Genomic DNA, 17,546 nt, shown 5'->3' on the forward strand with positions numbered 1-17,546 from the left:
TCACGTGCTACGTCCGTGGGTGTTGGGTTCTCTGCGTCGCGGCAGCACGGACCCTTACCGCTTCCGCGCAGGGAATCGGCGGGTGTAACTCTGCTGTTATACCCGGATTCAACCAGCCCGTGTCGGCGGAGTGTCATTTCGCCTACCCGAGATCTATTTGTCACGACAGCTGTTGAGTCAAAGGGATTGGCACGGACACGCGCCGAATCACCGCGGGTGGGTATCCGATTGTGGGCCGATCCAGGGCCACCCGGGTCGTCGTGGACCGGGTGTTGCCACGCGGTGTGTCGGAGGAATGGGCGTAGCTCGATCTCCGGTGCCGTGAGGTGAGCGCGTCTGGTGAGCTGCGCAAGTGGTATGGCCATGTCGAGAACCGATTTGCCGAGTTCGCGCGCCGGTATCGCGCGGAGCTCGACGACTCTTCGCGGTCCGCGGTCGTCCGGCAGCTGAGGGACGTCGCGGCGAAAGGTCCGGCAGCCCGCTGACGGCGACCAAGGCCGTCGAGATCAGTCGGGTCGTCCTCGCGGAAGTGCTGTCCGGATCGGCATAGGCATTCCTTGGGGGCGGGCTCAGGCCGATCCGGCAGGATGTGCCATCAGCGAAACGCCTGGTCTAAGGATGCACCGGCACCCCCAGTCGGCGTCATACGACGGTTCGAGTCGTAAGCCGCCGCACACATCTTGACGACCTGCGCGAACCGGGGTAAGACATCCGGCTGCTATGGCGCCAAGCACACGACAGCGAGGTGACGACACCTTCGGAGGCCGGTCCTGTACGTGCGGCCCGTCCCGCCGGGCCCGCGGCGCAGGAATCCTCGATGCAGGAGCTTCCTGGCCCGCTGAGGGTCTTCCCGTCGCCGCGCGCGGACGAACTGAGGAGGAGCCTTGAAGGATGCGGTGAACGGCAAGCCGGTGCTCCGCCTACCTCGGTTGGTCGCGAGGGTCGACCGGGCCATGGCCACTGCAGCCATCGTGCAGGCGGCGTTCGTGCTTGCCGACTTCCTGTTGCTCGGGTTGCTCGTGCGAGGAGTTCCACTTGTGGAGGAGTTGGTCCTCGTCGTGGTCGGCATCCTCGGGCCCACGATCGGCGTTACCCGTCATTTCCGGGCCGCAACTCGGGGCGGGTCGGGGCTCGTCATGGCCTCGACAGCCGGCTCGTTGATTCTGGGTCTCGTGTATCACTTCGTGCTCGACGGGCCCGGTAGCCTACGGTTCGTTCTTCGTTCGGGGGCGACCGTCGTCGGGCGGATGTTCGAGTTGTCGGTGACCCTCCACGTCATGGGCGCCGCAGTGGCGTCTTTACTGGCCGTGTTCGCATTCCGGCGCCGGACCTCTGTCCTGGCGATCGGCCGTTCACTCGTGTAGAAGTCCGTCGTGGCCGGCTCCCGGTCTGGTCCCGACGAGAGTCCGGCCGGCGGACGCCGGAAATTCACACAGATCGCGGCCGGCGGACGAGACGCTGCGGCTGCGCGGGTACCCGGGCGGCCCGCACAGCCGCAGTCCGTCTCAGCTCACTCGGTGATCTCGGGGTTGCCGTGCGGGAGTTCCTCGGCCAGGAACCGGTGACCGTCCGGTCCGACGACCAGCATGGACCTGCATCCGTCGCGCTTGGTCACCGCAGCGCTGATGAAGCGCGCTCCGTTCGCTTCCGCGTCCGCACGGAGGCGTTCGACGGAGTTCACCTTGAGAACCGAGTACGTCGTCGCGACGTCGTGGCCGGCCGCATGACCGCTGATGCTGCGGCGCGTTCCGACGTGGTAGTCGAGAAGCTCAATGCCCGGCGAGCCAGCGGCGGGCCCGAGGCCGGTGACGGTGACCAGGGCATGGTCCAGATCGTCGAGGTCGTCCTGCTCCGGGCCCAGGTTCTCGCTGTGTCCTCTCACGTCCCACCCGAACACGTTCTGCAGGAACGCGGCGTTGGGCGAGGTGTCGGCCACCGAGATCGCGGTGTGGTCGACGCCCAGAAAGAGTGCGGCATGGTTCGGCGTGTCCAGGGGGCCGGCGTGCGCCGCGTCGGGAACGCGAGCAGTTCGAGAGGGTGGCCATCCGAGTCCCGGAAGTTGTACGCGGTCACGCCGCCGGAGCCGGGTGGGAGCAGGACCGGGCCGCCTCGGCTGATCGGCTGGAAGCGCCCCGAAGCGGCGATTCGCTGGTACGCGAGGCGCATATCGCTCTCGACGATCGCGAGGTGCTGGAACCAGAGGTCGGTGCTCGTGCTGCCGGGAGGGTATGGGCGACCAGGAGTGCCGTCGAACTGCACCAAATCGATCCGCTCGCGGCCGAGCAGGAGGGCCGAGCGCCTGCCGTCCCGGCCGGCGGTTCCGAGTATCCTGCCGACCACCGGGTCGAGCACGTCGCGGCCCATGAGTTGGCAGCCCACAAACGCCGGAGTAGCCGGCCTCGGCCCGGTCCAGATCCGCGGTCACCAGCATGACCCTGTCGACGACGACGTCGTGGTTCAGGGAAATCACTTCATCGGGGCGTCGCTGCGACACGGGCGGCCGGCATGGAGCTGGAGCGCGCTCACGACCAGCCCGAAGTGGCTGAACGCCTGCGGAGTGTTGCCGAGATGCCGTCCGGTCCGCGCATCCCACTCCTCGCTCAGCAGGCCTACGTCGTTACGCAGGCCCAGAAGCCTCTCGAACAAAGTTGTTGCCTCGCTCTTTGCCCCGGCTGCGTGCATCGCGTCCACCGGCCAGTAGGAACACCCTACGAAAAGCCCCTTCCGCCCGCCAGCCCGTCGTCGGTCTCATCGGTTTGGTAGCGCTTCACGAGCCCGTCTTCGGTCAGCTCACGCCGTACTGCGTCGATCGTGCCCAGGACCCGCGGGTCCGTGGCCGGGAGGAACCCGAGCCGGGGGATCAGGAGCGAACTGGCGTCGAGTGCCTTCGATTCGTAGGACTGGGTGAACGTGTTGCGCTCCGGGTCATACGCGTGTGCGAGCACGTCTTCGTGTATCTCGTCGCGGAGCGCCTCCCACGGCGCCCGAACGGCATGTTGTCGCGGAGAATCTCGAGTTCGGTGCCGTCCTCGTCGGTGATCACGGTGAGCACGATGTGGGAGTCGCCGGGCTTGTCCTCGTCCGGGAGCTCCACATCGGACAGTTTGCGCCGCCCGATCACGACGTGTCTGGTGTCGATCGTCTCTGCGGTGTCGGCGAGGTCGGCGAATCCGCACGGGCGATGGCGCGAGCCGGCCGGCCATGCTTGCGGCGGCGTCTCCGATCTCGGCGAAGGCGTATTCGAGCTCGGCGGGAACGGCGTGGTGGGGGTGGGCGAAGCGGGCGATGTCGGCGATGTACGGGGCCAGATCGCACATCCGCTCGAGCCGCTCGGCGCGCTAGATGGCGGCCAGTGCGGGCCCCAGGTCGTGTGCCTCGGGTGCTTGCGGGGCCGGCAAAGCCGGCGCGTGCGTTTCGCAGTCGGCGCGAGCCCCAGTCGATCTCGGCGTCGGCGGCGCTCACCTGTTCGGCGAGGTCCAAGTCGGCGGTCAGCAGTGCTGCGCTGGCCCGGCGGATCGCCTCGGCCGCGGGCGTGCACATGCCCTTCAGCTGTGCGCTGAGGCGGTCCCGCTCGTCGCGAAAGCTCTCGCGCATGTCCTCACCATGTGTCGTCGGTCAGCCGGACGTCAGCTGCTGGGCGCGACGTGCCGCCCTGGAGCAGCGCGGCCCGTCGGCAAGCTGGGGGAGGACTCCAACCGGCGGGGTCTACCTGCGGCATGCACCGCGGCGCGTATCCACAATGCCGGCCGTTGAGAGGGAGATCAGCCGAGATCCTTTGTGGCAGACCAGTCCGATCCGAGGTCGAGGTCTGCCGGTGGGCCGGGCAACCGGGAGTTTCCATCGCACGATTGCCCCGCCCGGGGCAGATGCCAGGTGGTTGCCCGGGCGGGGCGTGAGGGCTGTGTCTAGTTGCGGCCTGCCATCACCCCGCCGTCGACGTTGAGGATGGCGCCCGTGGTCCAGCTCGAGGCGGGCGAGAGCAGGAAGACGATCGCGGAGGCCAGGTCCTGCGGGGTGCCGACCCGGCCGAGCGGGTGCAGTCCGCTCAACTGGTCCATCGCGCCGTCCAACTGGTCTGCGGGAAAGACCTTCTCGAACAGGGGCGTCTGGTGACAGCGGGAGCCACGGCGTTCACGCGGATGCCGTCGCCGGCGAGCTCGATCGCGAGGTTGTGCGTGAGGGCGTGCAGGCCCGCCTTGGCCATCGAGTAGGCCGAGGACGGGGTCACGGCGAGGGCTTGGTGGGCCCACATGCTGCCCACGTTCACGATGGCCCCGCCCTGGCCCCCGGCGACCATGCCCCGGACAACGGCCTGAGTCAGGAAGAAGGTCGCCCTGTTGAGGTCGTGATAGGCGTCGTAGTCCGCGACCTCGTGGTCGAGGAAGGACTTGGGCGTGAAGAACCCTGCCGCGTTGACGAGAAGAGTGGCGTCCGGGTGGTCCTGTGCCAGCTGCTTCTGCGCCTCGAGGACCTGGTCCCAGTCCGCCAGGTCGGCCGCGATCGACCATGCGGGACCGGAACGTGACAGGCCTGCTACGGCGTCGTCGAGTTTCTGACCCGAGCGGCCGACGATCACCGCGCTGCCCCCCTTCGCGACCACGTCCTCGGCGGCCTGCAGGCCCATGCCGCTGGCGCCGCCGATCACAACGAGCTTCTTGCCTTCAAAGGTGGTCATGCGAATCACTCTCTATTGAACGGTGAACCCTGCTTACCCGGGCTGCATCGAGCATCTACCAGGTCAACGGACGAGTGGGTACTCTTGCTCTTGGTTTCATTGCAGATCGTCTATGATTCGACGGGTGCCAGGAACTGACTGCATCTCGCCGCTGCTCCAGCACTTCCGCATCCGCACGCGGCTGTTCCATGCCGGGCCCTTGTGCGGCAAGGTCCCCTTCGCCGCCGAACCCGGACGCGGGTTCCTCCACGTCATGCGAGGCGGGGAACTGGCGGTCAGCTACCAGCTTGGCGGCCCACGGAAATGGGTGCACCTGGACCAGCCGACACTTCTGTTCTACCCACGCCCCATGGACCACTCGTTTCACCACGAAGCCACCGGGGAGTCGGACTTCGTGTGTGCCAGCCTGGAATTCGACGGCGGGATCAACCACCCGCTGGTTCGGACCTTGCCTCCCGTGGTGATGGTGCCCCTCACAGAGGTGGAACCACTCGGACCCGCCATCGAGATGCTCTTCGCCGAGGTCGACAACGACGAGTCAGGCAACGGCATCCTCGTCGATCGGCTCTTCGAGGTCGTCCTTATCCAGTTCTGCCGCTGGATGCTCAATCGCACTGAGGAGCTGTCCGTCCCTCCGGGACTCTTCCGCGGGTTGTCTGACCCACGACTGGCACCGTGTCTGGTCGCGATCCACGAGGACCCCGGTGCGTACTGGAGCGTCGCCACGATGGCCGCCAAAGCGGGCCTCTCCCGCGCAGCGTTCGCCGCGCTGTTCAAGGAGTTGGTCGGCCAGACTCCCAACGACTATCTCACCGCGTGGCGCGTGACCGTCGCCCAGGAACGGCTACGAGCGGGCGACTCGGTGGGACGTGCGGCCAACGCGCTGGGTTACTCCAGCGCTGCGGCGTTCTCCAGGACGTTCTCGCAACGAACTGGCCTCTCGCCCCGCCAATGGCTGCTGGAGGCCAGTCGATGAGTAAACCTGCCCGGATCCGCCGTGTTGCCGTGGGGAAACCGCATTACGCTGACCGGCCGGCCAAGCGCGGGTGTAGCAGCAGGCGCGGGGCGACGCGACTGTAGTGCACGACCGCGGCGTCGGTGTTCCGGTCAGCCGGGCCACCGAAGTTCCGCCGCCGCTGTACATCGAGCCGGTGCCGGCGGCCTATCGGGGCCAGGAGGAGCGTGCGCTGCATCTGGTCCGGACGAGTCTGGACAGCGCCACGGTGCGCGGTGAGGGCCGGGTGATCCCGATCGTGCAGTATGCCGCGGCCGTGTTGCACAACAGCTTGGGGCAGTATCGTGAGGCGCTGGCCGCGACTGATTGGGCGGTGGAGCACGACGACATCGGCATGTACGGCTACGGGTTGGGTGAACGTGTCGAAGCGGCGGCCCGTTGTGGTGAGACCGCTATTGCCATGGAGGCGATGGGGAAGCTGGCTGAGCGTGCCGATGCGGCGGGGACGGAGATGGCTCTCGGGGTGGTGGCCCGCTCGCGCGCCTTGGTGGCTCAGGGAGCCGAGGCCGACGGGCTCTACCGGGCCGCGATCGGGCACCTCGAGCGCAGCAAAGTCGGCGTGCTGCAGGCCAGGGCTCAGCTGCCCTACGGTGAGTGGCTGCGCTCTGGGACACGACGACCGGCGAGTGCACCCGGGTTTTCGAGCTTCCCCAGAGCGCAGCGCTGTCCGTCGCGGCGAGCCCCGACGGCAGCGTGGTGGCCACGGCCGGGCTCGACGGGTCGGTTCGGCTGCTGGGCGACACGGTGGAGGTGATCACCGCCGCGTGTTCCGACTACGGCCACGGCCGTGCCGGGAAGATCGCGATCATCGCCGACAACCGGCGGGTCATCGTGTTCGACGACTACGAGTGGGTGCTGCGGGTGCTGGACGCCCGCGGCGGCGAGCTGCTCTGGGCCCTCGGCCGGCTGCGCGCGCATTGCTCGATCAGCCCCACCGGCCGATTCGCGCTGTCCGCGACCGAGCACAAGGACATGGTGCTGCTGGACCTGGTGACCTTCGAGGCCAAGCGGATCGGCAGGGCCCTGTCGTGGAACGACGGCTTCAGCTGGCCGGCCGTCAGTGACGACGGCCGCAGTGCCGTGAACACGTTCGGGCTCACGCTGCAGGCGTGGCGGCTCGGCGAAAGCCGGTGCGCGTTCACGACGACCGTCGAATCGCCCAGCCCGATGGACGTCGCAGCGAGCGCCGACGCCCGGATCGGGCTGGTACTGCTCGGCAGCCGCACCCCGCGCGTCGTCCACACCACCGCGGTCGTCCGCCTTTCGGAGCTCGGGCCCACCGCGCCGTGGAGCTACGCCCGTCCACAGCCGACCGACCGCATCGCCGGAGACGCACTGGTGGCCGAGGAGAACCTCGAGCTGGCCGCCGACCTCCTCGAGGTCGGCCGGTTCACCGATGCCCGGCGGCAGCTGGACATCGTGCGCGGAATGCCGGCCTATTGCCGGCACCCGAGGCTTCGCGCGTTGTGTCGGCGGATCGGTGCGGTCAGCGAGCGGACCGCCTTCGCCGGGGTGTGGCCCACCCGCCGATTCGACGACGTCGTGCGCGGCCGGGCGGTCGTCACCCGAGACCTGCGCTACGCCTTCGCCGCCAACTTCGGCCGGGGCGTGCGCGTCCTCGACCTGCGGACCGCTGCGGTGGTGCACAGCCAGGACCACCACGAGCTGCAGCTCGAGTACGCGATGAGCGGCGCCGACGACCGGCACGTGCTCACGGGGGACTCCGAGTGTGCCGAAGTGCTGTGGGACCTCAAAACTGTCCGTCGCGTCGGCGTGGTCGTGTGTGACGACGGGGGAAATCCCGTGTCGACGGTGGACAATCCCACCTTCGACTTCGTGCGGCGGGACGCCATCAGCCTCTTGCGCAACCGGCTGACCGGCCGGCCCGTGCACGGTGGTCGGCGCACCAGGACGAGCGGGTGGTGGTGTCCGGGGACATCGTCGTTGTGATCAAGAACGACGGGGCCACGTCGGTCCTCGGCGCCCACGACCTGACCCCCATGCGCCGGCTGCACCTCGGCGGCGGTGACGAGCCGAACTTCCGGGGACCGGTCGTGGCGAGCGCTGACGGCCGGGTGCTCATCGCCGCGCCGGAGGGATTCCGCTACAGCGGCGAGATCGTGCTGTCGGTTGCGGGGTCCGCGGAGGGCGTGGCCCAGGTGGCCGACCACGTCGTGGTGTCCCTGGCGTTGATCGCCGACGGCGACCTCCTCCTGACCTCATCCGACCGCCTGATCCGCCTGCGGCACGTGCCGACCGGAAGACTCCTCACCCAGCTGGAGTGCAACCAGGACATCGGAGCGATCGCGATGTCCGCCGACGGGTGCGCGATCCCGGCCGTCGTCGGCACGTTCCACATCCGATGCCGGGAACTCGACTGGGACTACGGGGCGTTCGTCCGCCACACGGACTGACTCCGGGCAGTCACCCTCGCCGGCGAGTACGTGTGAGCGCATCAAGCACTTTCGTGTCGGCCAGATCAGCTGCCGCGGTTCGCTGCCGGGCCTTCGAACTCCGGTTCGCAGGCTGCGGTTAGTACGCGCCGCCGGCAGCCGTGCGCCGGGATCGGGGACCGGTGAGGCACCCGGCGCAAGCAGGTGCGTTGCCCGGATGGGCACACCCGGCAGGAAATTCAGGGCAAGTCTTCGCCGGCCTCCGGAAGATTCCCCCACTGGTTCACCCCAATCACAGTGACAACGAAGGAATGCAGTTCGGCTACTGCCGGCAGGTACAGGGCGGCCCACCGGCGCGCGGGCCGTCGCCGGGGCGGGACGGGCAGCACTCCGTCCGGCATGCGCACCACACACCGCCACCCATCCAGCTTCGACGAATATTCGACCCGCCCAAGGAGGAGCCGGCCATGCCCGGTGGACACCACACGGAATTCCTACCCGGACGACCCGGAATACTTCATCGCGCAGCTTGCGCGGGGCCGCGACACTGCGGTGGCTGAGCCGGCCTCGGCGTGGGTCGAGCCGTATTACGCCGGCATCCCCACTGACGGCGACCTTCCGATGGGCGAAGCCGAGCGAACCGTGCGCGGGGTTGCGAGCACCGAGGACAGTGATCACCGTGGCCACGAGGGCGGTCGAGCTAGCTGATCAGCCGGCCCGGTGGCCACCCTGACGGAGCCGTCAAGACCGCTCCTCGGCGTTGCGGTTTCTCGATCGCCTCGACGGTCTCCGGCGTGTCCTTGAGGCCGTGGGGCCCACGGACCGGTTGCGGTAGGCCGGCCCGTGCGCGCAGCGCCTTTTGCTGTCGCCGGTACGCCCACCACACGGCGCCCGCTTCGGCTTTGTCGGGGGCCACCGCCCAAGTCCGCGGTGCGTTCGGCGTTGTCGGAATCGTTGCTGCCGGGCGGCTTTCCGTCCGGCAGCAGGACGTCCGGCACGGTCATGGCCGGACCGGGCCAGACCAGCGACACGACGGGGGACAGCACCGGTGAGTGATCAACGCGCGCGCCCGCAGCTGAATTTCCCCACCGACTCGCCGTTCCACTTCGAACGGTGAGACCCACAGAAAGGGAACCAACAAAAGAATGGCAAGAAACATCATCACTCGCGTCGCACTCGGAGCGGCCGCTGTTCTGGCGACCATCACGATCGGAGCGCCGGAGGCCTCGGCCTCCGGGGCCCAGGAGCACGGCGGCGCGGTGTTCGTGCAGACCGACAGTCCGACGGGCAACGCTGTCGTCGCCTACCTGCGGTCCTCCGACGGGTCGCTGAAGCAAACGGCTGTCTACAAGACCGGCGGTCTCGGCGGCGTGCTGGACGGGTCCGTGGTCGACCACCAGGCCTCGCAGGGCTCGCTCGTCTACGACAAGCGCAATCAGGTCCTGCTTGCGACGAACGCCGGCAGTGACACCGTGACGGTGTTCGCCGTGCGTGGTAGCCGGCTGATCCGCATCCAGACCATCTCCTCCGGCGGCCGTTTCCCGGTGAGCGTCGCGGTCCACCGCGACCGTGTCTACGTCCTCAACGCCCTGGACGGCGGGTCGCTGCAGGGTTACTGGAACCTCGGCGGTCACCTGATCGCGTTGCCGGGGCAGCACCGTGCCCTCGGCCTCGACCCGGCAGCCACACCGCAGTTCACCCACACCCCGGCCCAAGTCGAGTTCACGACGGATGGATCGCACCTCGTGGTGGCGACCAAGGCCGTGGGCGACAGCCTCATGGTGTACTCCGTCAACACTCTGCTCGGCCTGTCCGCCAAGGCGGTGGTCACGTCGACGGGTGCCGGCTCGGTTCCCTTCGGCTTCGTCTTCGACCACGACGGTCGTCTCCTGCTCACGGAAGCCGGCCCGAACGCGGTCGCCTCCGGACACCTCGACAGGGCCGGGCGGGCGACGCTGTCCGAGCCCGTGCCCACCGGTCAGCAAGCGACCTGCTGGATCACCACCGCCGGCGACTACGCCTATACCGCCAACGCCGGCAGCGGGAGCATCACGACCTACTACGTGGGCCAAGGCCGGCTCGACCTGATCGGTCAGACGCCTGCTTCGGCGGGGACGATCGACCTCACCGCGTCCGGGGACGGCAAATTCCTCTACGCGCAGACCGGCAAGGCCGGCGAAGTCGACGCCTTCCGCATCGGCCCCGACGGCAGCCTCACCGCGGTCGGCACGACCACCGTGCCCGACGCCGTCGGTGGCGAGGGGATCGCCGCCTCGTAACGGACGGACAGGTGGGTGCCGGAAACCCGCACCCACCTGTTGCGTCGCCGCATTGCCCGGTTCACCCGCGAGTGACGTCGGGCAGCCGACGCTCTGGGCCGCCGGCCCTGTCGACCAACTGCTTTTATTGCGTGTAGCCGGTGGGTGGGTACGGGGCCCTCCGGTTGGGTGGTGACGGCGTGACCGGTGTCCTCCCGGGAGTCACACGCTGGGCCTTGAGTAGGCCGATCAACGGAACGGGCAGGCCGATGCAGGGGCGTCTTCCCTCGACTACGTGGTTGAACGCGACCACGGTGGCACCGCTTGCGCGCCGTTTGCGGCGCTTGGACCTGCCGCCCCGGACTCGGTGGGGCGGGCCTGCTCCGCCGGGAGCTCGACCTGAAGGGTGGTGCCCTCTCCGGGCGGGCTGTGCAGCGCCAGGTGGCCGCCGAGCGCCTCAGCTCGATCCTTGAGGCCGGTGAGACCGGTGCCGCGTGTGAGGCCGGCGCCGCCGCAGCCGTCGTCGTGGACGCGCACGTGCAGCACGCCCTCACCGGCGGCCACCTGGACCTCGGCGGTGGTGGCGTGCGCGTGCTTGGCCGCGTTCGTCAGCGCCTCGGCCACCACGTAGTAAGCGGCGGTCTCGACCGGCTCGGCCAGCCGCCCCTCCACCCGGACATCCAGCCGGACCGGGACCGCCGAGCGGCGCGCCAGCTCCTTCAGTGCAGAGGGCAGTCCGGACTCGGCCAGGATGGCCGGGTGCAGGCCGCGGGCGATCTCGCGCAGCTCGTCCAGCACCTCGACGAGCCCAGTGGCCACCTCGTCCAACTGCCGCATCAGCTCACCGGCCCCGGTGGGCGCGGTCAGCTGCGCGGCCCGTAGCTGCAGGGCCAGGGAGACCAGATGCTGCTGGGCGCCGTCGTGCAGATTCCGCTCGATCCGGCGGCGGGTGGTGTCGGCGGCGGCCACGATCCGTGCCCGGGAAGCCGCCAGCTCTGTCTGGGCCTCGGCGTTGGCGATGGCGGTCGCGGCCAGTTCGGTGAACCCGGCCAGCCGCGCCTCGGAGTCGGCGGGCAGCGGCTCCTCTTGCGTGGATGACACGACGATGACGCCCCACAGGCGGCCTCCGGCGCTGACCGGCACACCGACAGCCGCGCGGACGCCCAGCTCGCTGGCGACCTCGCAGTCCGGGCCGGCGGCGTCGGTGGAGCTGTCGATCCGGGCGGGACGGCCAGTCTGGAACACCAGTGTGTACACGTTCCGCCCTCCGGGGCTCAGCCGGGTCCCGGTGGGGACGGCGGTGCCGGTGCTGCTCCAGGTGGCGACCACTTTCGCCGCGCCGTCGGAGTCGTACCGGGTCATCCATGAGTGGTGGGCGCGCAGCAGCCGTCCGGCTTCCTCGGCGACCGCGGCGAACACCTCCTGCGGCGGCGGCGCCCGGGCCACCAGCGTCGCCACCCGCCGCAGCGCCGCCTGCTCGTCGGCGAACCAGCGCAGCTGCACCCGCGCCTGCGAGTTGGCGATCGCGGTGGCCACCAGTTCGGCGAACCCGGCCAGCCACGCCTCGGAGTCGGCCGGCAGCGGCTCCTCGTGCGTGGATGCGACGACCATGACGCCCCACAAGCGGCCCTCGACGCTGACCGGCACGCCGACAGCCGCGCCGTAACCGAATTCGCGGGCGAGGTCGGCGACGGGGCCCGTGACGTCGCTGGAGCTGTCGATCCGGGCAGGACGGCCCGTTCGGAACACCAGCGTGTACACGTTCGGCCCTCCGGGGCTCAGCCGGGTTCCGGCGGGGGCGGCGGCGCCCGTGCTGCTCCACGTGGCGACCACTTTCGCCGCGCCATCGGACTCGTACCGGATCATCCACGAGTGATCGGCGCCGAGCAGCCGCCCGGCTTCTGCAGCGACCGCGGAAAAAACCTCCTCCGGCAGCGCTGCCCGGGCCACCAGCGTCGCCACCCGCCGCAGCGCCGCCTGCTCCCCGGCTATGCGATCGCTTCGCTGAGTGACCATCAAGCCTCCGCTCCGGCGGCAGCCACGCCGCCTTCTCACCAGATGCCCACCGGCGCCCGCGCGCTCCCAGCCGGCAGGCGGGCCACGAACGGTCCGGGTGGACATGCCCGGCCACCCACCGCCACCAGCGAGGATCCGGCCGCCGATCGCATCGCCACCACCTGCGTGACCAGCGGCGACAATTCCGACATAACCCGACGGTACTGCAGACTTCGTGGGACGAGGAGACGCCCGACCATCTCGGATTTGAGAAGGGTGACCGTGCGGCAGCACAGGTACCGCGTGAGCGGACCGCAGCTTCGCGCCGAGGATCGTGCCTTCAGCGACCGGGACCGGCGGGGGAACAGTGCGTCGGCGCCGCGTACCGGAGGACGACGGGAGTCCGTGGGTGTGGGCGACGATTGGCTGCTCGCGCCCTCTGGGAGTCGATCAATCCGGCGCTTGTGCGGGTTGCGGCCTTCGCTGGATCCGCAGCTGTTCACGCGCGGCCGGCCGCGGTTCTCCCCGGCAATAGCAGCGGCTCGATCAGGCGGCCTCAGCCGGCGGTAAGAACCGACCGTCGACTGACGCCGACAAGAAGACCAGTACAGAGGGGAGGGCCGTATGGCCGAAGCAAACAGCCGGCTGAACTCCGCGGACAGGCGTTGGCGCGTAGCGAAGGCTGCGGCCCCGCGTTCGCCCGACGCGGTCGAGTACCGGCGCGACGAGCACCCTCACGGAATTCGAGTGGCGGCGCGCCGTCGAGGCTCACGGCTGTCCCAGTGGAAGGCGGAGATCCTTCAGCAGGACGATCTGACCATCGCGTTGCGCGGAGTGCTATGACGCGCCGTGAACGGGTCGCCGGCCAGGAGCTGCCGATCGACCTGATGAACACCGTCTGGGCCAGCGGCAAAGGGGCCGATGATGCGCTTTCCACCGCCGACGGTGCGCTTGAGTGGATTCGAGAGATCCTGCCCCGTCTCGAGCAACGTCCGAGCTCGCTCGACCACTGGCTGCCGTGCGCAAGCCCGTTGAGTGTGAAGCAGACGGCGTTCGACCTGCGCCGGCTGCGCGACGCGCTGAGGCGGCTGGCTGCCGACGCAACGGCGGACGAGCGCCGTGCGGGGGTCGGGTCCGGCTTGCCCGATCACCAGGTCGCAGTCGACATGCTCAACAGTGCCGCGGCCCGTGGCGCGGTGTCGCCCGCGCTGGTGTGGACTGGTGAAAGCGCGCCGACGCTCGTGCTCCAGGGTGACGTGCCTGGCGGTGTCGCCGTCACTTCGCTCCTGGCACGCCAAGCGGTGCGCCTCTTCGGCAGCGAAGAGAGAAGGCGCCTGCGTGCCTGCGCCGCGCCGGGCTGCGCGAACTACTACCTGTCAGGTCATGGGCGCCGAAGGTGGTGCTCGCAGACTTGCGGAAACAGGGCACGCGTCGCCCGGTTCAACGACAAGCAGTCGTCGGACGCGGCCCGATGACGAGTCCGGGAACGCGACCACGGCATGCCCTGAACCGCACTCGGCGGTGGAAGGGTGCGGGTCGCCTTCGACGATCTACTGGTACGCACTACGAGCGGAGGTTCACGGGTGGCTGCCGAGGAAATCAGGAACCTGATCATCGTGGGGTCGGGTCCGGCCGGTTACACGGCTGCGGTGTACGCGGCCCGGGCGCAGCTGGAACCGCTGGTGTTCGAGGGCACGCAGTTCGGTGGTGCGTTGATGACGACCACGGAGGTCGAGAACTTCCCGGGCTTCCGCGACGGCATCCAGGGCCCGGACCTGATGGAGGAGATGCGCAAGCAGGCCGAGCGTTTCGGGGCGGAGCTGCGCGCGGAGGACGTCGAATCGCTGGAGCTGACCGGCGACGTCAAGTACGTCGTCGCGAACGGCACGCGCTACGCCGCGCGCGCCGTGGTGCTGGCGATGGGGGCGGCGGCCCGGTATCTGAACGTGCCGGGTGAGCAGGACCTGCTGGGGCGTGGGGTGTCGGCCTGTGCGACCTGTGACGGGTTCTTCTTCCGCGATCACGACATCGCCGTGGCCGGGGGTGGTGATTCGGCGATGGAGGAGGCGACGTTCCTGACGAAGTTCGCGAAGTCGGTGACGATCGTGCACCGGCGCGACGAGTTCCGCGCCTCGAAGATCATGCTGGAGCGGGCGCGGGCGAACGACAAGATCAAGTGGCAGCTGAACTCGCAGATCACGGGTGTCGAGGGGGACGGCAAGGTTTCGGGCCTGACGGTGAAGGACACCCGGACCGGCGAGGAGAAGCAGCTGGACGTGACCGGGTTCTTCGTCGCGATCGGGCACGACCCGCGCAGCGAGCTGGTGCGGGGCCAGGTCGAGCTGGACGAGGACGGTTACGTGGTGACGCGGGGTCGTACGTCGTACACGAACGTGCCGGGGGTGTTCGCGGCCGGTGATCTGGTGGATCGCACCTATCGGCAGGCGATCACGGCGGCGGGTTCGGGGTGCAGCGCGGCCATCGACGCGGAACGATGGCTGGCCGAGCACGGCGACCCGGATGCCCACGAGGCGGCCGAGCTGGTCGGCGGCGGCTACGGCGCCGGCGCCCGTTGATCTTTCCGAGTCTTCCCGAGTTTCCGACCACCTGAAGGAGAAACCGATGGCCAACACCGTGAAGGTGACCGACAAGAGTTTCGTGGATGACGTGCTCACCAGTGAGAAGCCGGTTCTGGTCGATTTCTGGGCGACCTGGTGCGGGCCGTGCAAGATGGTCGCGCCGGTGCTCGAGGAGATCGCGGCCGAGAACGGTGAGAAGCTGACCGTCGCGAAGCTCGACATCGACGAGAACCCGAACACGGCGCGTGACTACCAGGTGATGTCGATCCCGACGCTGATCCTGTTCCAGGGCGGCAGGCCGGTGAAGCAGATCGTCGGTGCCAAGCCCAAGGCCGCGCTGCTGTCCGACCTGGCCGACGTGCTCTGACCGAGCACGCGCCGTCCGGCCGTGCGAGAACCCGGGCCTGCGGGAATCGCCCCGCCGACCCGGGTTCTCGCACGGCCGGCGTGACAGTGATCGTCCGGAAGGAGGGGTGCATGGCCGGAGCACGCAGGCGAGCCGGCGATCGTCCTCGTGCCGCGAACTCCGCGGGCGAGGCGGACCGGCCGGGACTTGGTGGCCGGCCTCGCGACACAGCCCTGGACGAGGCGATCGTCCGTGCCACCCGTGAGCGGTTGGTCCGGGACGGCTACTCCGACATGACCATCGGCGACATCGCGGCCGATGCCAAGGTCACGCGCCGCACGCTGTATCTGCGGTGGAGCACCAAGTTCGACCTGGTCGTGGATGCCCTCGACTACGGTTTCCGCAAGCAGGGCGAAGTACACACCGTCGACCTGAGCGGCCTGGAGCCCCGTGAGGCACTCGTGGAAGCCGTCCGCCGGGTGGACCCCGCCTACCACAGCCCCGACGCCATGGTGCTGATGGGCGATTTCGCGGGCGAGGCCAACCGCACTCCCGAGCTACTGGAAATCCTGCGCAAGCACGCCGTCCAGCCCCGCGTCGGGCTCCTCGAGAAGGTGCTGACCCAGCTGCAGCAACGTCGCGCGGTCAGCGACGGCATCGACGTCCGCACAATCGCAACCATGTGCTTCGGTACCTACTTCGCGCCGTTCTACCGCGGCGAGGTGGCCAAGGACATCCCCGACGACGTCGTGGCCGTCCTGTGGCCGGCCATCGTCGCCCGCACCACGACGATGAGGCGACGGTCCACCACGCGGCCCGGCGCGGCAGGTAGCGATGGTCACGGTGCCAAGTGACGGCGGGGTTGTCTCGCCCGTTGCCGAGTTGGAGGGTTGACTGTTGCGCAGCCGGCGGATTGAGGTCGCGGGAACCGAGCGCCCATTGAGTCTCATCAGGACTCGGTGTGGCCAACTCGTGGCGACGGTCGCGCCACCTCGGGTGCACTTCGTCGTCCCCTTCGACCACCCCGGGGCACTGACGCTGCGGTTCCCCGGGCGTCACTTTCCATGTCACAGCTGCTGTGGTGCGACGTGAGGAAATCGTTCACTGTCGGCACCTCCCTCGGAAGAATGTGGCAAATGATCGTCGCATTCGCAAAAGGCGACAGCGTGATTTGAGCGCCGGGTGCCAGTTCCCGTCATGATCCACAATGGATCGTGTCGGGACGTGCGGGTGAGTCGGCGCACCGGGACGCTCGGCCGCCAGGCTCGGCTCCACGCGGCGTCACCGGCGACAAGGCCCATGCAGCTATCCGTACCTGCTGAGTGACCGCCAGCCGGTACGGCCGCTACCGGCTGGCCGGTAACCGCGCGTACCACCAGCAATGGACACGCAACGGCCGCTGGTGGCAATGTGCGCAGGCGGCGGCGATGCGACTCTGTAGCCGTGGCATCGCCGAACCAGCTGTCCTGTCAGGGTCCCGGCTCCGAGGACTGCGGCGGGGGTTGTCCGATGCTCCCCGTGGCTTCTTTGTCACTGGGGGGTTGACTTGATGAGGACCATATAGTCCAGTAGGGTTCGAACAGCCGAGGTGTGACAGGGGAAGGAGCCGGCTCCCGGCGACCGGTTGCGAACGGTGCAAGAAGCGGATGTATCCGGTGCGGCCGGGCGATCCGTCGCGATATCCCACCGAGAATGAAGGCCTTACGAAGCTCATGCCGACCTGCTCCGTCACCGGGGTCACCACGAAGGCGCGGATATTTGCGCATGCCGCACAGGGTGCGCGGTACGTGTGGAAGGTTGCCGGGCTCGTGGACACACCGGCGAACCGCACGTGGAACAAGACCCGCACCCGGCCGGGCGACCGGTACGACAGTGACCTCCACTGTGTGAGTGCCGGCTACGACGAGCACCGCGAGCCGTTGTGGGAAGAACGGCACGAGGGCGGCTGATGAACCTTCCTAGCTCGTGGCAGACAGTGCCAGTGCTGCAGATCGTGCCCGAGGCGCCGCGGACCGAGACCCCCCGGCTGAGGCTCTCCCGCCCTCGTCCCGTTTCGGCAGGTCGGCACTACGTCGTGCGCCACACCTCACCAGATGGCTTCCGCGCGCAGCGGTCGTACTCGGTCGCCGGCGCGCCAGGGGGAGACACGGTTGGCCTCGCCGTCGAGCTGCCACCCGACGGCGCGGTACCGAGCTTCGAGCACGGTGTCGTCCGGCCTGAACGTTTCGGTCCGACAAGGTGAGCTCTCCCCGAAAGATCAGTCCGGAGCGGCACCGTCGAACGGT

20 protein-coding genes are annotated in these 17,546 nt (G+C 68.9%); 13 read left to right on the forward strand and 7 right to left on the reverse strand.

Annotation, left to right across the window (positions count from 1 at the left end; all coding sequences use genetic code 11):
• Positions 1–326 precede the first annotated feature (326 nt).
• Together I6J71_RS50620 and I6J71_RS12500 are read left to right on the forward strand one after the other, a co-directional pair.
• A complete protein-coding gene (locus I6J71_RS50620; RefSeq protein WP_204094867.1) occupies positions 327–485 on the forward strand; it encodes a DUF488 family protein in 159 nt (52 codons plus the stop codon).
• A gap of 399 nt (positions 486–884) precedes the next feature.
• Positions 885–1,364, forward strand: coding sequence for a hypothetical protein (locus I6J71_RS12500; protein WP_204094868.1), 480 nt, complete (start codon positions 885–887; stop codon positions 1,362–1,364).
• Between the two features lie 146 nt (positions 1,365–1,510).
• Here the strand turns inward: I6J71_RS12500 and I6J71_RS12505 are convergent, their stop codons facing one another.
• The 6 genes from I6J71_RS12505 to I6J71_RS12515 form a co-directional block, all read right to left on the reverse strand.
• Positions 1,511–1,936 carry a VOC family protein gene (locus I6J71_RS12505; protein ID WP_204094869.1) on the reverse strand — a complete coding sequence of 142 codons (426 nt, stop codon included), beginning with the start codon at positions 1,934–1,936 and terminating at the stop codon, positions 1,511–1,513.
• 530 nt (positions 1,937–2,466) lie between these two features.
• Positions 2,467–2,682, reverse strand: a complete 216-nt coding sequence (locus I6J71_RS48060) for a glycoside hydrolase family 15 protein (RefSeq protein WP_239155336.1) — start codon at positions 2,680–2,682, stop codon at positions 2,467–2,469.
• Positions 2,683–2,708: 26 nt separating this feature from the next.
• Positions 2,709–2,945 carry a glycoside hydrolase family 15 protein gene (locus tag I6J71_RS48065; protein ID WP_239154718.1) on the reverse strand — a complete coding sequence of 79 codons (237 nt, stop codon included), beginning with the start codon at positions 2,943–2,945 and terminating at the stop codon, positions 2,709–2,711.
• A complete protein-coding gene (locus I6J71_RS50625) occupies positions 2,861–3,538 on the reverse strand; it encodes a hypothetical protein (RefSeq protein WP_370542127.1) in 678 nt (225 codons plus the stop codon). Before I6J71_RS50625 ends, I6J71_RS48065 begins: the two co-directional genes overlap by 85 nt.
• Positions 3,539–3,905: 367 nt before the next feature.
• Positions 3,906–4,058, reverse strand: a complete 153-nt coding sequence (locus I6J71_RS49725) for an SDR family oxidoreductase (RefSeq protein ID WP_255570847.1) — start codon at positions 4,056–4,058, stop codon at positions 3,906–3,908.
• A complete protein-coding gene (locus I6J71_RS12515) occupies positions 4,046–4,675 on the reverse strand; it encodes an SDR family NAD(P)-dependent oxidoreductase (RefSeq protein ID WP_255570849.1) in 630 nt (209 codons plus the stop codon). The genes I6J71_RS49725 and I6J71_RS12515 overlap by 13 nt, the downstream gene beginning before the upstream one ends.
• A 124-nt stretch (positions 4,676–4,799) precedes the next feature.
• On the opposite strand from I6J71_RS12515, the gene I6J71_RS12520 reads away from it, so the two are divergent.
• The 6 genes from I6J71_RS12520 (at position 4,800) to I6J71_RS12545 (ending at position 10,362) form a co-directional block, all read left to right on the forward strand.
• Entirely contained in the window at positions 4,800–5,651 is an 852-nt protein-coding gene (locus tag I6J71_RS12520) for an AraC family transcriptional regulator (protein WP_204094870.1), read from the forward strand.
• Between the two features lie 103 nt (positions 5,652–5,754).
• The gene (locus I6J71_RS12525; protein WP_204094871.1) at positions 5,755–6,444 is read left to right on the forward strand and encodes a hypothetical protein; all 690 of its coding nucleotides are present in this window, start codon (positions 5,755–5,757) and stop codon (positions 6,442–6,444) included.
• Positions 6,387–7,640, forward strand: a complete 1,254-nt coding sequence (locus I6J71_RS12530; protein WP_204094872.1) for a hypothetical protein — start codon at positions 6,387–6,389, stop codon at positions 7,638–7,640. The genes I6J71_RS12525 and I6J71_RS12530 overlap by 58 nt, the downstream gene beginning before the upstream one ends.
• Positions 7,613–8,104, forward strand: a complete 492-nt coding sequence (locus tag I6J71_RS12535; RefSeq protein WP_204094873.1) for a hypothetical protein — start codon at positions 7,613–7,615, stop codon at positions 8,102–8,104. The genes I6J71_RS12530 and I6J71_RS12535 overlap by 28 nt, the downstream gene beginning before the upstream one ends.
• Positions 8,105–8,557: 453 nt before the next feature.
• A complete protein-coding gene (locus I6J71_RS12540; protein WP_204094874.1) occupies positions 8,558–8,791 on the forward strand; it encodes a hypothetical protein in 234 nt (77 codons plus the stop codon).
• A 437-nt stretch (positions 8,792–9,228) separates the two neighbouring features.
• Positions 9,229–10,362: a beta-propeller fold lactonase family protein gene (locus I6J71_RS12545; RefSeq protein WP_204094875.1), complete on the forward strand. Its 1,134-nt coding sequence runs from the start codon at positions 9,229–9,231 to the stop codon at positions 10,360–10,362.
• 270 nt (positions 10,363–10,632) lie between these two features.
• Here I6J71_RS12545 and I6J71_RS12550 read toward each other — a convergent pair whose 3' ends face one another.
• Complete coding sequence (locus I6J71_RS12550) at positions 10,633–12,357, reverse strand: GAF domain-containing protein (RefSeq protein WP_204094876.1); 1,725 nt, start codon at positions 12,355–12,357, stop codon at positions 10,633–10,635.
• An 818-nt stretch (positions 12,358–13,175) separates the two neighbouring features.
• Between I6J71_RS12550 and I6J71_RS48075 the strand changes: the two genes are divergently transcribed.
• The 5 genes from I6J71_RS48075 to I6J71_RS12575 all read left to right on the forward strand — a co-directional run bounded on the left by I6J71_RS48075 (position 13,176) and on the right by I6J71_RS12575 (position 17,210).
• Positions 13,176–13,811: an ABATE domain-containing protein gene (locus I6J71_RS48075; RefSeq protein ID WP_239154722.1), complete on the forward strand. Its 636-nt coding sequence runs from the start codon at positions 13,176–13,178 to the stop codon at positions 13,809–13,811.
• Between the two features lie 108 nt (positions 13,812–13,919).
• Entirely contained in the window at positions 13,920–14,912 is a 993-nt protein-coding gene (gene trxB, locus I6J71_RS12560; protein ID WP_204092380.1) for a thioredoxin-disulfide reductase, read from the forward strand.
• A gap of 46 nt (positions 14,913–14,958) precedes the next feature.
• Entirely contained in the window at positions 14,959–15,282 is a 324-nt protein-coding gene (gene trxA / locus I6J71_RS12565; protein ID WP_204094877.1) for a thioredoxin, read from the forward strand.
• A gap of 110 nt (positions 15,283–15,392) precedes the next feature.
• On the forward strand, positions 15,393–16,115 hold the full coding sequence (locus I6J71_RS12570) for a TetR/AcrR family transcriptional regulator (protein ID WP_204094878.1): 723 nt from the start codon (positions 15,393–15,395) through the stop codon (positions 16,113–16,115).
• 933 nt (positions 16,116–17,048) lie between these two features.
• Positions 17,049–17,210 (forward strand): hypothetical protein, encoded by a 162-nt coding sequence (locus I6J71_RS12575; protein WP_204094879.1) that lies wholly within the window; start codon positions 17,049–17,051, stop codon positions 17,208–17,210.
• Positions 17,211–17,546: the final 336 nt, after the last annotated feature.

The sequence above is a fragment of the Amycolatopsis sp. FDAARGOS 1241 genome, assembly GCF_016889705.1.
GTDB lineage: Bacteria > Actinomycetota > Actinomycetes > Mycobacteriales > Pseudonocardiaceae > Amycolatopsis.

What these genes read in the sequence shown, in the direction of transcription:
- I6J71_RS12550 (WP_204094876.1), bottom strand. Translation starts at nt 12,357, where the DNA reads ATGGTCACTCAGCGAAGCGATCGCATAGCCGGGGAGCAGGCGGCGCTG.
- I6J71_RS12545 (WP_204094875.1), top strand. Translation starts at nt 9,229, where the DNA reads ATGGCAAGAAACATCATCACTCGCGTCGCACTCGGAGCGGCCGCTGTT.
- I6J71_RS12570 (WP_204094878.1), top strand. Translation starts at nt 15,393, where the DNA reads ATGGCCGGAGCACGCAGGCGAGCCGGCGATCGTCCTCGTGCCGCGAAC.
- trxA (WP_204094877.1), top strand. Translation starts at nt 14,959, where the DNA reads ATGGCCAACACCGTGAAGGTGACCGACAAGAGTTTCGTGGATGACGTG.
- I6J71_RS48060 (WP_239155336.1), bottom strand. Translation starts at nt 2,682, where the DNA reads ATGCACGCAGCCGGGGCAAAGAGCGAGGCAACAACTTTGTTCGAGAGG.
- I6J71_RS12515 (WP_255570849.1), bottom strand. Translation starts at nt 4,675, where the DNA reads ATGACCACCTTTGAAGGCAAGAAGCTCGTTGTGATCGGCGGCGCCAGC.
- I6J71_RS49725 (WP_255570847.1), bottom strand. Translation starts at nt 4,058, where the DNA reads ATGGACCAGTTGAGCGGACTGCACCCGCTCGGCCGGGTCGGCACCCCG.
- I6J71_RS48075 (WP_239154722.1), top strand. Translation starts at nt 13,176, where the DNA reads ATGACGCGCCGTGAACGGGTCGCCGGCCAGGAGCTGCCGATCGACCTG.